A 12,339-nucleotide genomic window follows, 5' to 3' on the forward strand; every position below is an offset into this window, starting at 1 on the left:
CAAAAGAATTAATTTACCGTGATTTGTAAAAGAATCGTTTTATTGTTGAGCATTCAGGGGATGTATTTCAATGATGATAGATTTGCTTTTGCTTTAAAAACAGGAACTTTGAGAACTTCTTGTCGTTCTCCTATTTAAGTTGTTAAAATTTGATATTAAAACGCAGCAGGGGGTATCAACCAATGAGCACAAACCGTCCAAGCCAGGATTCACCATGGCAGGGATTTTACGGACCGAACCTTGGTTATGTCATTGAATTGTTCGAACAGTATTCAGCTGATCCCAATTCAGTTGACGAGGAACTAAGAAAACAGTTTGAAGAGTGGGGTCCGCCACCATCTTCTGATGAAGCAAATCAAGATGCACGCAGCAGCCTGTCTCAGCAAGCTCCATCCGGAGTTTCAGTCAGCAAGATTGTTGCCGCATCGAAGCTAGCCGAAAACATCCGTACGTACGGCCATTTGGCAGCAGAAATTCATCCCCTTGAAGAAGTGTCAAAAGAAATTAAGTTGCTGAAACCATCCCATTATGGACTGAGCGAGGCGGACTTGAAAACGATTCCAGCCTCTTTAATTTGGGCTGAGGCGCCAAGAGATGTTCAAAATGGATTGGAAGCGATTAAACGCCTAAAAGACATTTATACGAAATCAATGGCTTATGAGTTCAGCCATGTGCACGTTGAAGAAGAACGTAACTGGTTAAATAACATGGTAGAATCAGGATTCATCTATCCTGAAATGACAAATGAAGAAAAGATTGCATTATTACAGCGTCTGACTGAAGTGGAAGGCTTTGAAAAATTCCTGCACCGTACATTTGTCGGACAGAAACGTTTCTCCATTGAAGGTCTTGACATTCTCGTTCCAATGCTCGATGAGATGATTCATCAGAGCGTTAAAGGCGGTACAAGCAACGTCATGATCGGAATGGCACACCGTGGACGCCTGAATGTACTCGCTCATACTTTAGGGAAACCATACGAGAAAATTTTCGCTGAATTTCATCATTCGCCAAACAAGGAGCTGATTCCTTCTGAAGGTTCAAGAGGAATTAGTTTTGGCTGGACAGGTGACGTTAAATATCACCTTGGAGCAGATCGTTCCATTGAAGAAAACACAGCCAGAGCAACATTAACGCTGGCAAATAACCCATCCCACCTTGAGTTTGTTAATCCGGTAGTCGTCGGATACACTCGTGCAGCTCAAGAGGTGCGTACAGAACCTGGATATCCTCAGCAGGATGTTAATAAATCATTTGCCATTTCAATCCATGGCGATGCGGCTTTCCCAGGTGAGGGGATTGTTGCTGAAACACTTAACCTCAGCCGTTTGAAAGGATATCAAACCGGCGGATCCGTTCACATCATTGCGAATAACATGATCGGATTTACGACGGAAAGCTCTGATTCACGTTCAACCAAATATTCAAGTGACCTTGCGAAAGGTTTCGAAATTCCGATCGTTCATGTAAACGCGGATGATCCGATTGCTTGTATCGCTGCAATCACACTCGCTTATCAATACCGTATGCGTTTTCAAAAAGACTTCTTGATCGACTTGATCGGTTACCGCCGTTTCGGACATAACGAAATGGACGATCCTGCTGTAACTCAGCCTGCAACCTACGAAAAGGTCAACAGCCATCCTACCGTTCGTGCGTTGTTTGCCAAACAGCTGGAATCTGAAGGTGTAATCAAAGAAGGCCAAGGCGATACAATGGATAACGACGTTCAGCAGAAACTTCAGGCTGAATATGAAAAAGTAAAAGGCATTTCTAAAGATGGAGAAGTGAAGGATGTAGAAGTCCCTGAAACAATTGTCAAGGGATTCCCTGCTCTAGATACATCTGTTGCGATAGATGAACTAAAAGAAATCAATCAGGCTCTTCTAGAAAGACCTGAAGGCTTTACGGTCTATCCTAAACTCGAGCGGATTTTGGCAAGAAGAGCCAATGCTCTTGATGAAGGAAGCAAAGTTGACTGGGCACTTGCTGAAACACTTGCATTTGCAACCATCTTAAGTGACGGTACGCCGATCCGTATTACCGGACAAGATGTTGAGCGAGGAACATTCGCTCAAAGACATCTGGTTCTGCATGACAGCCAAAACGGAAAACTATTTTCACCGCTTCATCAGATTCCGCAGGCAAAAGCAGCATTCGGCATCCATAACAGCCCGCTCTCTGAAGCATCTGTCGTCGGTTTTGAATATGGATACAATGTTTTCGCACCTGAAACTCTTGTTCTTTGGGAAGCACAATATGGAGACTTTGCAAATGCAGCACAAGTCATCTTCGACCAATTTATTTCTGCCGGACGCGCAAAATGGGGTCAGAAATCAGGTCTGGTTATGCTTCTTCCACACGGTTATGAAGGTCAAGGCCCTGAACATTCAAGCGGCCGAATCGAAAGGTTCCTTCAACTCGCTGCGGAAAATAACTGGACAGTGGCTAACTTATCAAGCGCTGCACAGTACTTCCATATCCTAAGACGCCAGGCTGCAATTCTGGATAAGGAAGAAGTTCGCCCGCTCGTCATTATGACACCTAAGAGCCTCCTAAGAAATCCAAGAACATCTTCAGCAGGAAGCCTGCTTGGAGAAGGTCAATTCAAACCGGTTCTTGAGCAAGAGGGGCTTGGAAAAAAGGCGGAACAAGTAAAGCGCGTCGTTCTTTGCACAGGTAAAGTTGCTATTGATTTAGCGGCTGAAGCTGAAGGCAAAGCTGAGGAATTGAATCACCTTCATATCCTTCGCGTGGAACAGCTGTATCCGTTCCCTAAAAACGAGGTTAAAGAGATTCTTGAGCGCTACCCACATTTAGAGGAAGTCGCATGGGTTCAAGAAGAGCCGAAAAATATGGGATCATGGGCATATATCGAATCCAAGCTGCGTGCTGCCGCTCCAGAAAGCGCAAGCGTAAAATATATTGGACGTCCAGACCGATCCAGTCCGTCAGGCGGAGACCCTGATATTCATAAAAAAGAACAAGAGCGTATTGTATCTGTCGCTCTAAGAGCAGACCAAACCAAAACGATAACTTCAGAGGGAGGCAATGAACGTGATTGAAATTAAAGTACCAGAACTAGCAGAATCCATCTCCGAGGGCACGATCGCCCAATGGCTAAAAAATGTAGGTGACAACGTTAAAAAAGGCGATAACATTGTCGAACTTGAAACGGATAAAGTCAACATTGAAATCAGTGCGGACTATGATGGCATTATTCAAGAAGTTCTTCGTGAAGAAGGCGATACGGTAGAAGTTGGCGATGTTATCGCTGTACTAAAAGAAACAGGGGATGCATCAAGTGAAGCTCCAGCTGCATCTGAAAACAAACAAGAAACTGTACAGCCAGCTGTTGAAGCTCCGGCAGCTGCACAAAACAAGCAGCCTGAAGAAGTAAAAGAAACAGAGCAAAGAAAAGAAACAGACCGTCCATTAGCTTCACCTGCAGCACGCAAGCTTGCTCGTGAACTTGGAATCGATCTTTCAAAAGTGGAAGCACGCGATCCTCTTGGACGAGTACGCCCTAAGGATGTAAAAGCAGCTTCTGAAAAACCGGCAAGTCAGCCTGAACAAAAGGCACCAAAAGCTCCGGAGAAAAAAGGATCCAATGCTCCAAAACCGGCTGACGTGTCAGGGAAACCAGTTGAACGCATCAAACTTTCCCGCCGCCGCCAAACGATTGCAAAACGCCTCGTAGAAGTACAGCAAACAGCAGCGATGCTTACAACCTTCAACGAAGTGGACATGACGGCGATCAACGATATCCGCAAACGAAGAAAAGATGCTTTCTTGCAGCAGAATGACGTGAAACTCGGATACATGTCTTTCTTTACAAAAGCGGTTGTAGGTGCTTTAAAACAATTCCCTCTTCTCAATGCTGAGATTCAAGGTGATGAAGTACTTCTTAAGAAGTTCTATGACATCGGAATTGCAGTAGGAGCTGAGGAAGGACTAGTTGTCCCTGTTGTAAGAGATGCTGACAAGCTTAGCTTTGCTGGTATCGAAAAAGAAATCCTCTCTCTTGGTAAAAAAGCGCGAGACAACAAACTTACACTTTCTGAGCTGCAAGGCGGTACGTTCACGATTACCAACGGAGGAATTTTTGGTTCCTTAATGTCTACACCGATCCTAAATGCTCCTCAAGTTGGGATCCTTGGAATGCACGGCATCAAAATGCGTCCTATTGCTATTGATGCAGAAAGAATGGAAAATCGTCCGATGATGTACATTGCACTTTCATATGACCACCGTATCGTTGACGGACGTGAAGCAGTAAGCTTCCTTGCGAAGGTTAAAGAAATGCTGGAAGACCCAGAGTCATTATTATTACAAGGTTAAATAATTGAAGCCAGGGACCGCATCCCTGGCTTTTTTGTGATTAAAAATGTTTGGCGGCATGTAGGCAAGTGGGATTTTTCCCTTTAAAATAAAGAATAGAAAGACTAATTCAGAAGAGAAAGGGCTGAGAAAATGGGGATGCCATTAGAATTGAATACTATGATTGTTACAAAGAACAAAGAAATCCGTTTGGAGTCGTCCAATTTTTATAAGCTAATTAAAGAAGGATATCGGCTATATCCTATCGATATCCCCCTGGAGATTCGAAAAACAAAGGAAACAAAGCCTGTAGCTATCGCTAAAATTTGTGAACTGAAATGGAAAGACGGAGATACAGAAATCACATATGAATTAATCGACCTAAATACTGTGAATTAATTCCAGACATTATTATCGGAATTTGTCGAAACGAAGTACGTTAAACAGGATTGTCCAGCGAAATGATATGTGTACAGCTCAATTTAGTTGATAAAGGGGCGCACACAGTCATGTTAATGGACGAACTATTAAAAGGGATTAAATTTGCACAACCTGAAAGCCATGACCCATCAATGCTGATTCAAGGGATTCAATTCAATTCCCGCAAAATCAGGCCAGGGGATTTATTTGTAGCAATTAACGGGTTTAGCGCTGATGGGCATCGCTATATTAATCAAGCGATTGCCAATGGGGCAGCTGCGGTGGTCGGAGAACAAAATGTAAATGGGTTAAACGTTCCATATTATCAGACCTCCGACTCAAGGAAAGCGTTAGCGAGGCTGGCAAGCAACTTTTATGGCCACCCATCTAAAAATCATATAATGATCGGAGTAACTGGAACGAACGGAAAGACGACAACAGCTTATTTATTAAAACATATCATTGAGCAGTCAGGCATGACATGCTCAATGATCGGCACAGTAAACAACATGATAAATAATCAGGCCATACAGTCCAAAAATACCACTCCAGATCCTCTTGAATTACAATCACTTCTTGCAGAAAGCCGTGACGAAGTCGTTATTATGGAAGTTTCTTCACATGGAATTGAGCAGCAACGGGTGGAAGGCATATTATTTGATTATACTCTTTTTACAAATTTGGGGAATGATCATCTTGATTATCACGAAAGCCTAGAAGCTTATTTTAATGTGAAAGCTCGACTGTTCAAACGAATGAAGAGCCAAGGAACAGCAATTATTGCTTCACATAATGAATGGGGAAAGAAGCTGCAAAACAAGTTGTCCGAATCTGGGAATAATGTGCTTACATTCGGCAAACAGAGCGAGGACGAGATGCAGCTCTTGAACGTATGTACTGAGTATTTTCCAACCATTAAAGTCAGACTGGGTGAAACAACAGATTTTCTCCAGGTTCCATTGCCTGGTATGCATAATGTATGGAACACGCTAGGCGCGCTGTTAACTGTTCAAAAAATGGGGATTTCTTTGAAGAAAGCTGCCTCCTATCTATCGACGTTTAATGGAGTCCCGGGACGTTTTGAAACGTTCAGCCATCCTGCGGGAGCGACCTTCATTGTTGATTATGCCCATACGGAAGACGCTATTGAATACTGTTACCAGACGGCCGAACGTGAAAATGCCGAACGGATCATTCATATTCTTGGTTTTAGAGGCAAAAGGGATCTTTCCAAGAGAAGAGATATTGTTGCGCTTTGTTCAGATGTCTGCTCACAATTGATTTTAACTTTTGATGATCTAAATGGTGTTCCCTCAGACCGTATGGTGGAAGAACTACAAAAATTGAACGAAGATTTTGCGGACGGAAGTGCCGAGATCATACCTGATAGAACACAGGCGATTCAGCACGCCTGGGAAAAAGCTGAAAACGGCGACTGGGTTTTCATTACAGGTAAAGGTCAGGAAACCTACAAACAATCCTTTAAATTGCCAGCTTCCACAGATAAACAGACCATTCAATTCTTGAAAACGTCAAAAGATATGGTTACCAGTTAAAACGCCTCTGAACATCAGGGGCGTTTTTTATTTATGTTCAACCGCTCATACTATCGGAATAATTGTTTTTCATATTTTCTTTGGATGTTTCTTATTTCGGAGATTAATTTTTTGCCTGCTATCGGTTCATATTGTTTATAGATAGGATTCAACTTTTCAATCCATTCCTTTTTTTCCTTTGAAGTCAGTTCGTGGATTTGAATATTTGATTCTTTTTTTATAAGACTCAGCTGCTCTTTATTCATGGATCGATAGTGGTCCTGGTTCCACTTGACCGTTTCAATTATGGAATCTTGTATGATCAGCCTGGCCTTAGCAGGAAGGCTGTGCCAATAATCCTCATTCATTAATAGGGCATACCCTAAAAAACCATGGTTGCTGATCGTCATGTAATCTTGAACTCGATAGTATTTTTTTGAATAGATGTTAGAGATCGTATTTTCTTCCCCACTAACATTCCCGGATTCCAAATTTCTATAGGTTTCATTAAAATCCATCGGTTTACTCTGGCCGCCAAGAAGCTCAAACTGTTTTTTCAGTACATTGCTGGACATAATACGGAACTTTTCACCCTTAAAATCATTTGGGTGAATAACCGCATGGCTTTTATTGGTGATTTGCTTTAAACCGTTCACCCAAAAACCAAGGCCTTTTATGTTTTGGCTGTTAAGGGATGCAAGCAATGATTTCCCTATGTCTCCGTTCAGCCCATCATTGATCGCTGTTTCTGTAGGAAAAGCAAACGGCAAATCAAGAACCTGCCATTTTGATGAAACACCTTCCAGCTTTGATGTAGCAGGGGCTATCATTTGTACCCTGCCGTCCTTCAATGCCTCCAATTCTTCTTTATCGGAATATAGACTTCCGTTAGGAAATACCTCCACCTTCACTCTGTGATTTGATTTTTGATCCACTAGATCAGCAAATTTTTGCGCCGCCAATCCTTTAGGTGTGTTCTCTGCAACCACATGGCTGAATTTGATCACAATCTGTTTTCGAATGCCAGATTGTTCATCATCAAAAGCCAGGTCCTGTTCTTTGCTATTAAAATGAAAGCCTATATAAAAAGAAAGCAATAAGCCTGTGACGAGAAAAATTAAAATTCCAATGATTTGTTTCATGTTCAGCCTCTTTTGTACTCTTTTTCCATTAAGTCTAGCATAACTTAAAAACCATGTTACAATATTACACAGAATTCACTGGAAGGAATGGCTTGGCCATATGAAATTTTTAAGATTACCCATCCGCTGGAAAATCATCATTTTATCGTTCGGAATTGTTCTTTTTTCCCTTTTGATCGGAGGCATTATCATAATTGGTAAAATTGTGGATATGAGGGAAGAGGAACTTGGCAAACGTGCAATGATTACTGCCCGAACAGTGGCTCAGCTTCCTGAAGTACAGAAGAAGATCCAAAAGAAAGATGGAGCTGCGATCATCAATCCCATTGTGGAAAAAATAAGAGTGATAAATAGTACAGATTACATCGTCGTTTTAAACATGCATCATGTCAGATACTCTCATCCTGTATATAGACTTATTGGAACAAGATCAGCAGGCAAAGATGAAGAACCGGCGTTTGCAGACCATACCTACATATCAAAAGCAAAAGGAGAGCTGGGAGTTGCTGTACGTGCTTTTATGCCTGTTAAAAATGAACAGCTTGAACAAGTTGGTGTCATTATCGTTGGAAACATACTTCCGGGTTATCTTGAAATCCTGCAAAGCTTGAAAGCACAGGCCGCTCTTATAATAATATTAACCCTGTTCTTCGGCCTGCTTGGTTCCTGGATGCTGGCAAGGCACATTAAACAGCAGATGTTTGAGCTTGAGCCGCATGAAATTGTGCGGATGTATGAAGAAAGTACAGCCGCTTTTCATGCTATGCATGAAGGAGTAATTGCTGTAGATGTAAAAGATAACATCACCATATTCAATGAAAAAGCAAAATCGATATTTCGAGTGGAAGGGAATCTGACCGGCAAACCGATACGCGAGGTGATCCCGGACACCAGGCTTCCTGAAATTATTGAGTTTGGAAAACCCGTGTACAACCAAGAGATTAATGTGAGCGGCAAAATCATTATGAGCAATCGAATTCCAATAAAAGTCAATCATTCCGTCATCGGAGCTGTAGCGATCTTTCAGGACCGGACAGAGGTTGCAAAAATGGCGGAAGAACTAACGGGGGTAAAGGCATTCGTAGAGGCACTCCGTATTCAAAATCACGAGCATTTGAACAAGCTTCATACGATAGCCGGACTCATTCAGCTGGAAAAGCGTGAACGAGCGCTTCAGTATGTTTTTGATATCTCGGAGCAACAGGAGAATCTGACGAGATTCGTTACAAAAAATATTAACAACGACAGTATTGCAGGTCTTCTTTTAAGCAAAGTGAGCAGGGGAAAAGAATTGAAAATCAACGTCTTGATCGACAGCAAGAGCCATTTGGAAGAACTTCCTTACCTGCTCAATGAACACGACTTTGTAATGATCCTCGGGAACCTCATAGAAAATTCCATACATGCCTTAAATGATTCAAATACTCCTGAACAACAAATTGATATCAGTATTGAACAAGACAGTGAAATTTGTGCTGTCCTGGTCGAAGACAATGGTCCAGGAATCCCTGAACATCTGATGCCTTACATTTTTGACAAAGGAGTCACTACGAAAGGTGAAAAAGGACTGGGACTTGGTTTATTTTTAGTTAAAGAGATTATAGATAAGGGAAAAGGGGACATTAACCTATCTTCCTATCCAAATGGAGGGACGAGTTTTTACATCACGTTCCCAATGAACGGGAGGAGACAGCCATGAAAAGAAAAAAGATTTCTGTTGTTTTAATCGAAGACGATCCGATGGTGCAGGAAGTAAATAAAGCATTTATTGAAAAAGTCAGCGGCTTTGAAGTGACCGGCAGTGCTGCTAACGGAGTGGAGGGGGTAAAAAAAATTCAGGAACTACAGCCGGACCTTGTCATTCTTGATATCTTCATGCCCAAACAAGATGGTCTCGAAACACTCTATCAGATACGGAAAAATAAAGAGAAAGTAGATGTTATTATTATATCTGCAGCCAAGGATAGGGACACGATACAGACGTTGCTTCAACAGGGTGCGATGGATTATATCATCAAACCGTTTAAGTTTGATAGAATTAAGCAAGCTTTGGAAAGATATAAAGACTATTACACACAATTTTGTTCGGACGGTGAAATGTCTCAAAAAGAAGTGGATACTGTATTATCAGGTATACATAATGAACATCAAAATCAAGAACAAAAAGAGATTCCTAAAGGGTTGAATCAGCTCACCCTGAAACAGATCATCACCTATCTACAAGAGCAATCGTATGGCAAATCTTCCGAAGAAGTAGCTGAAGGGGTCGGGATTGCCCGTGTGACAGCCAGAAGATATCTTGAGTATTTAGAAAAAAGTGGAGAAATCATACTGGATATGCAGTATGGAGGGGTGGGGAGACCAGTTAATCGATATCTCATGAAGAAATTCTAAGGTTATCTGGCTAACGAAAGACCAAAAAGACCAAAAAGGACAATATAACCTAAATATTCACTAAATTTTCTGAAAGCGTTATCATCAATTTCATGGATGATAACGCTTTCAGTATGTTATTAGCTAATAAAGGAGGAATAACATGAAACCCTTGTTTAAGAATTTAACCTTCCAAGTCATTATTGCTATTATTCTCGGTATCACTTTGGGGCTGCTATGGCCTGAAGCCGGAAAGAACATGAAGCCATTGGGTGATACGTTCATCAACGCTGTTAAAATGGTCATTGCTCCTATTATTTTTCTCACCATTGTTCTAGGTATCGCCAAAATGGGGGATATGAAAAAAGTAGGCAAGGTTGGCGGTAAAGCCTTTATTTATTTTGAAGTCGTCACTACATTTGCTCTGATCATTGGTTTAATCGTTGTCAATGTCATTAAACCTGGAGCGGGGCTGGACTTTAACAAGCTGCAAAAAGGAGATGTTTCTCAATTTACTTCCGGTGGTGCGGAAGGAGGAATCAACTGGGTAGATTTCGTTACCCATATTGTACCCCAGAATATGGTCGACGCGTTCGCGAAGGGAGATATCCTTCAAGTCCTCTTTTTCTCTATATTGTTTGGAGTCGGATTAACGGCTCTGGGAGGAAAAGGGAAACCAGTGATTGATTTTTTTGATAAGCTTTTACAGATCTTTTTTAATGTCGTCGGTTATATCATGAAAGCTGCGCCGATAGGGGCCTTTGGAGCGATGGCTTTCACCATTGGAAACTTCGGCCTTTCATCATTGCTGCCATTAGGAAAGCTGATGATTTCCGTCTATATGACGATGATCTTATTCGTAGTCCTCGTGTTGAACATCATCTGTAAAATGTATGGTTTCAGTTTATGGAAATACTTAAAGTACATAAAGGACGAAATTCTAATTGTACTTGGAACGAGTTCCTCCGAATCTGTCCTTCCCAGGATGATGAACAAGATGGAGCGTTTCGGCTGTTCCAAGTCAGTAGTCGGACTGGTGATCCCTACAGGCTACTCTTTTAATCTGGACGGTACTTCCATCTATCTTTCAATGGCCGTGGTATTCCTGGCTCAAGTTTTTAATATCGACTTAAGCCTTTCACAGCAAATTACCATCATTGCCATCCTTATGTTAACGTCAAAAGGTGCCGCGGCTGTAACAGGCGGCGGTTTTATCGTACTTGCCTCAACACTTTCAGCCATGCATGTTATCCCTGTAGAAGGACTGGCTTTACTGCTTGGGGTTGACCGCTTCATGAGTGAAGCCCGGGCGATCATCAATTTGATCGGAAACGGGATCGCAACTATCGTTGTATCAAAGAGTGAGAATGAATTTGATGAGAAAAAAAGTGAAGAAGCCTTTCTTGAACTTAAATCTCGGGGAAGAACGGCGTAAAAAGGCTTTTCTTTTGTCCTTTTAAAAAACAAGAGATTCCTTTAAAATAAAAAGGTATACAAAAGTAAGAGGCTGAATGATGATCCACCAATCATGGGAAGACAAAGCAACGATCAAAACGGTTACATGTATCCATACAAATGCAGCAAAGTATATGGTAGACCGAGTGCTGACCGAGGGAAAAACGTACGAAGTAAAGAACGAAACAGAAGAATTCTATTTTGTAGTTGATAACTCGGGCAGAGTCGGAGGATTTTATAAGGAGTACTTTCAAGAAAAACAATAAGCCTATAGGCTTGTTGTTTTTTGTTTGGAGAATGAACATGGATGAGAAGAAGGGAAGCAAAGTTTTGCCCCATACAATTTGAATGCTTGCTGCTTCGTCAATAATGACCAATAGGCAATGCAATACCTATTCAAATAAACAGCCCATCTGTAACAAATTTCTTTGAAATGCTGCTTATTATAAGCTTATGAACACAAAAGGATTCCTCGGCCGCAAATAAGCGAGCAAATTATTTTAAAAAGAAAGGATCGACAGGAATGACTAAAGCTGTATTTATTGACAGGGACGGTGTGATTAATGAAGTTATGACGTCAAGAGTCAAACATGTTAATCATCCCAGCAACTTTTATTTTCTAAAGGGCGCTCTTGAAGGATTAAGAGAACTGACCGAAATGGGGTTTCATTTATTTGTTGTAACGAATCAAGGGGGAGTTGGGCTTGGATTCCTCCAGGAAAAAACGCTAAAGAAAATTCACGATAAAATGGTGTTAGAAGTGGAAAATGCAGGTGGTGTGATAAAAGATATCGCTTATTGCTGCCACAAGCCGAAAGAAGGATGCTCCTGCAGAAAACCCAGCCCTGGAATGATATTGGACCTGGCAGATCGGTACGATATTGATCTCACGAAGAGTTATATGATCGGGGATCGCGAAACAGATATTGAAGCAGGAAGGAAAGCCGGTGTCACCACTATAAAAATTGGCGGGGAAATAGGAAAAGCTGATTTCTTGGCAATCCATCTGTTAGAAGCAGCCGATCATATCCGATCTCGTGAAAAAAAGTAAAGAACGCTCATTTCTAGAGCGTTCTTTACTTTTACACAGACAT

Annotated in this window: 10 protein-coding genes; 9 read left to right on the forward strand and 1 reads right to left on the reverse strand. The window is 41.6% G+C overall.

Going from position 1 to position 12,339, the window contains the following annotated elements:
- Window positions 1-182: 182 nt before the first annotated feature.
- From LCY76_RS11560 to LCY76_RS11575, 4 genes are all read left to right on the forward strand, one after another.
- A complete protein-coding gene (locus LCY76_RS11560) occupies window positions 183-3,065 on the forward strand; it encodes a 2-oxoglutarate dehydrogenase E1 component (protein WP_248252758.1) in 2,883 nt (960 codons plus the stop codon).
- Complete coding sequence (odhB, locus tag LCY76_RS11565) at window positions 3,058-4,341, forward strand: 2-oxoglutarate dehydrogenase complex dihydrolipoyllysine-residue succinyltransferase (RefSeq protein ID WP_248252759.1); 1,284 nt, start codon at window positions 3,058-3,060, stop codon at window positions 4,339-4,341. The genes LCY76_RS11560 and odhB overlap by 8 nt, the downstream gene beginning before the upstream one ends.
- A gap of 132 nt (window positions 4,342-4,473) precedes the next feature.
- Complete coding sequence (locus tag LCY76_RS11570) at window positions 4,474-4,719, forward strand: DUF2584 domain-containing protein (RefSeq protein ID WP_248252760.1); 246 nt, start codon at window positions 4,474-4,476, stop codon at window positions 4,717-4,719.
- Window positions 4,720-4,829: 110 nt separating this feature from the next.
- Window positions 4,830-6,296 carry a UDP-N-acetylmuramoyl-L-alanyl-D-glutamate--2,6-diaminopimelate ligase gene (locus LCY76_RS11575; protein WP_248252761.1) on the forward strand — a complete coding sequence of 489 codons (1,467 nt, stop codon included), beginning with the start codon at window positions 4,830-4,832 and terminating at the stop codon, window positions 6,294-6,296.
- A gap of 50 nt (window positions 6,297-6,346) precedes the next feature.
- Here the strand turns inward: LCY76_RS11575 and LCY76_RS11580 are convergent, their stop codons facing one another.
- Complete coding sequence (locus LCY76_RS11580) at window positions 6,347-7,417, reverse strand: DctP family TRAP transporter solute-binding subunit (RefSeq protein WP_248252762.1); 1,071 nt, start codon at window positions 7,415-7,417, stop codon at window positions 6,347-6,349.
- A gap of 100 nt (window positions 7,418-7,517) precedes the next feature.
- On the opposite strand from LCY76_RS11580, the gene LCY76_RS11585 reads away from it, so the two are divergent.
- The 5 genes from LCY76_RS11585 to LCY76_RS11605 all read left to right on the forward strand — a co-directional run bounded on the left by LCY76_RS11585 (window position 7,518) and on the right by LCY76_RS11605 (window position 12,296).
- Window positions 7,518-9,116: an ATP-binding protein gene (locus LCY76_RS11585; RefSeq protein ID WP_248252763.1), complete on the forward strand. Its 1,599-nt coding sequence runs from the start codon at window positions 7,518-7,520 to the stop codon at window positions 9,114-9,116.
- On the forward strand, window positions 9,113-9,811 hold the full coding sequence (locus LCY76_RS11590) for a response regulator (RefSeq protein WP_248252764.1): 699 nt from the start codon (window positions 9,113-9,115) through the stop codon (window positions 9,809-9,811). The genes LCY76_RS11585 and LCY76_RS11590 overlap by 4 nt, the downstream gene beginning before the upstream one ends.
- 142 nt (window positions 9,812-9,953) lie before the next feature.
- The gene (locus LCY76_RS11595; protein WP_248252765.1) at window positions 9,954-11,225 is read left to right on the forward strand and encodes a dicarboxylate/amino acid:cation symporter; all 1,272 of its coding nucleotides are present in this window, start codon (window positions 9,954-9,956) and stop codon (window positions 11,223-11,225) included.
- A 79-nt stretch (window positions 11,226-11,304) separates the two neighbouring features.
- Window positions 11,305-11,511 carry a DUF6501 family protein gene (locus tag LCY76_RS11600; RefSeq protein ID WP_248252766.1) on the forward strand — a complete coding sequence of 69 codons (207 nt, stop codon included), beginning with the start codon at window positions 11,305-11,307 and terminating at the stop codon, window positions 11,509-11,511.
- Window positions 11,512-11,768: 257 nt separating this feature from the next.
- Window positions 11,769-12,296: a D-glycero-alpha-D-manno-heptose-1,7-bisphosphate 7-phosphatase gene (locus LCY76_RS11605; protein WP_248252767.1), complete on the forward strand. Its 528-nt coding sequence runs from the start codon at window positions 11,769-11,771 to the stop codon at window positions 12,294-12,296.
- The last annotated feature ends 43 nt before the right edge of the window (window positions 12,297-12,339 follow it).

Origin of the sequence: Fictibacillus marinisediminis (assembly GCF_023149135.1) — a bacterium.
GTDB lineage: Bacteria > Bacillota > Bacilli > Bacillales > Fictibacillaceae > Fictibacillus_C > Fictibacillus_C marinisediminis.

Coding starts and splice junctions, on each gene's coding strand:
- LCY76_RS11585 (WP_248252763.1), top strand. CDS start 7,518: ATGAAATTTTTAAGATTACCCATCCGCTGGAAAATCATCATTTTATCG.
- LCY76_RS11600 (WP_248252766.1), top strand. CDS start 11,305: ATGATCCACCAATCATGGGAAGACAAAGCAACGATCAAAACGGTTACA.
- LCY76_RS11595 (WP_248252765.1), top strand. CDS start 9,954: ATGAAACCCTTGTTTAAGAATTTAACCTTCCAAGTCATTATTGCTATT.
- LCY76_RS11590 (WP_248252764.1), top strand. CDS start 9,113: ATGAAAAGAAAAAAGATTTCTGTTGTTTTAATCGAAGACGATCCGATG.
- LCY76_RS11580 (WP_248252762.1), bottom strand. CDS start 7,417: ATGAAACAAATCATTGGAATTTTAATTTTTCTCGTCACAGGCTTATTG.
- LCY76_RS11570 (WP_248252760.1), top strand. CDS start 4,474: ATGGGGATGCCATTAGAATTGAATACTATGATTGTTACAAAGAACAAA.
- LCY76_RS11575 (WP_248252761.1), top strand. CDS start 4,830: ATGTTAATGGACGAACTATTAAAAGGGATTAAATTTGCACAACCTGAA.
- LCY76_RS11605 (WP_248252767.1), top strand. CDS start 11,769: ATGACTAAAGCTGTATTTATTGACAGGGACGGTGTGATTAATGAAGTT.
- LCY76_RS11560 (WP_248252758.1), top strand. CDS start 183: ATGAGCACAAACCGTCCAAGCCAGGATTCACCATGGCAGGGATTTTAC.